Source organism: Stenotrophomonas sp. YIM B06876, from assembly GCF_030711595.1.
GTDB lineage: Bacteria > Pseudomonadota > Gammaproteobacteria > Xanthomonadales > Xanthomonadaceae > Stenotrophomonas.
In genome coordinates, this window is the sequence record NZ_JAUJUJ010000149.1 from 1 (window position 1) to 1,877 (window position 1,877).

At 63.7% G+C, this 1,877-nt stretch carries 2 protein-coding genes; both read left to right on the forward strand.

Features of this window, described 5'->3' with window-relative positions; all coding sequences use genetic code 11:
• Positions 1-170: 170 nt before the first annotated feature.
• Positions 171-1,355, forward strand: a complete 1,185-nt coding sequence (locus tag QZH66_RS15560; protein WP_305806812.1) for a substrate-binding domain-containing protein — start codon at positions 171-173, stop codon at positions 1,353-1,355.
• 75 nt (positions 1,356-1,430) lie between these two features.
• Positions 1,431-1,877 (forward strand): ATP-binding cassette domain-containing protein (locus tag QZH66_RS15565; RefSeq protein ID WP_305806813.1); only part of this gene is annotated, 447 nt, incomplete at its 3' end.

Here is a 1,877-nt window from a genome sequence, read left to right on the forward strand (position 1 = left end):
TGGAAAACCCTGTGTAAAAACTGAACGGGCGCCTGAAAACCAGACGGTTGAATTGTCTGAAATTCAGGCAAATCGCACGCCGTGGAAATGAATTTCTCCATGCCATCAAGCACTTGCGCTGCTGGCATGAACTGTGCGATGTTCAGGCAACACAACAGGAGGCATTTCCCATGCAACGTCGCACTCTGGTCGCACTGGCCGCTCTGGCCGCCACGCTCTCGGCACCGGTCCTGGCCCAGTCCAACGAAATCCGCATCGCCCACGTCTATAGCAAGACCGGCCCGCTCGAAGCCTATGGCAAGCAGACCCAGACCGGCCTGCTGATGGGCCTGGACTACGCCACCGGCGGCAGCATGGCCGTGAACGGCAAGAAGATCGTGGTGATCGAGAAGGACGACCAGGGCAAGCCCGACCTGGGCAAGAGCCTGCTGGCGGCCGCCTACTCGGACGACAAGGCCGACATCGCCGTCGGCCCGACCTCGTCGGGCGTCGCGCTGGCCATGCTGCCGGTGGCCGAGGAGTACAAGAAGATCCTGCTGGTCGAGCCCGCCGTGGCCGACTCCATCACCGGCGACAAGTGGAACAAGTACATCTTCCGCACCGGCCGCAACAGCAGCCAGGACGCGATCAGCAACGCCGTGGCGCTCGACAAGCCCGGCGTGACCATCGCCACGCTGGCGCAGGACTATGCCTTCGGCCGCGACGGTGTGAAGGCCTTCAAGGACGCCCTCAAGAACGCCAAGCTGGTGCACGAAGAATACCTGCCCACCACCACCACCGACTTCACGGCGGGCGCGCAGCGCCTGATCGACAAGCTCAAGGACCAGCCGGGCCGCAAGGTGATCTTCATCATCTGGGCCGGCGCCGGCAACCCGTTCAAGATCGCCGACCTGGACCTCAAGCGCTACGGCATCGAGATCGCCACGGGCGGCAACATCCTGCCCGCCATGGCCAGCTACAAGAACTTCCCGGGCATGGAAGGCGCGACCTACTACTACTTCGGCATTCCGAAGAACCCCGTCAACGAAGCCCTGGTGGCCGCGCACTACAAGCAGTTCAAGGCGCCGCCGGACTTCTTCACGGCGGGCGGTTTCAGCGCGGCCATGGCGCTGGTCACGGCGCTCAAGGCCACGGGCGGCGACACCAACACCAACAAGCTCATCAAGACCATGGAAGGCATGGGCTTCGACACGCCCAAGGGCAGGATGACCTTCCGTAAGGAGGACCACCAGGCCCTGCAGAGCATGTACCACTTCAAGATCAAGGTGGACCCGGCCTTTGCCTGGGGCGTGCCCGAGCTGGTGCGCGAGATCAAGCCCGAAGAAATGAACATCCCGATCCGCAACAAGCGCTGACGGATGGGGGCGGCGCGTTCTGCGCCGCCCCTTGAGGAACTCCTTTTTTCATAGCTGCGGGCGCTTGCCCATCAAGTGCTAGAGGCTGTTTTCATTCAAAAATTGATGCTAGCGACCCAAGACCTGACCATCCGCTTTGGCGGCCATGTGGCGGTGAATGCCGTGACCTGTGCTTTTGCACCGGGCACGCTCACGGCCATCGTGGGCCCGAACGGCGCGGGCAAGACCACCTACTTCAACCTGATCTCGGGCCAGCTCAAGGCGAGCGCCGGATCGGTGTCGCTCGACGGGCGCGATCTGACGGGGCAAAGCCCTTCGGCGCGCACGCGCGCCGGGCTGGGCCGGGCGTTCCAGCTCACGAATCTGTTTCCGAACCTGAGCGTGCTGGAGAACGTGCGCCTGGCCGTGCAGGCCACGCGCGAAGGGGCGCACCGCCGCGGCCTGAACCTGTGGAGCATCTGGAGCGACCACCGCCAGCTCACCGCGCGCGCCGAAGAAATCCTGCATACCGTGGCCATGCAG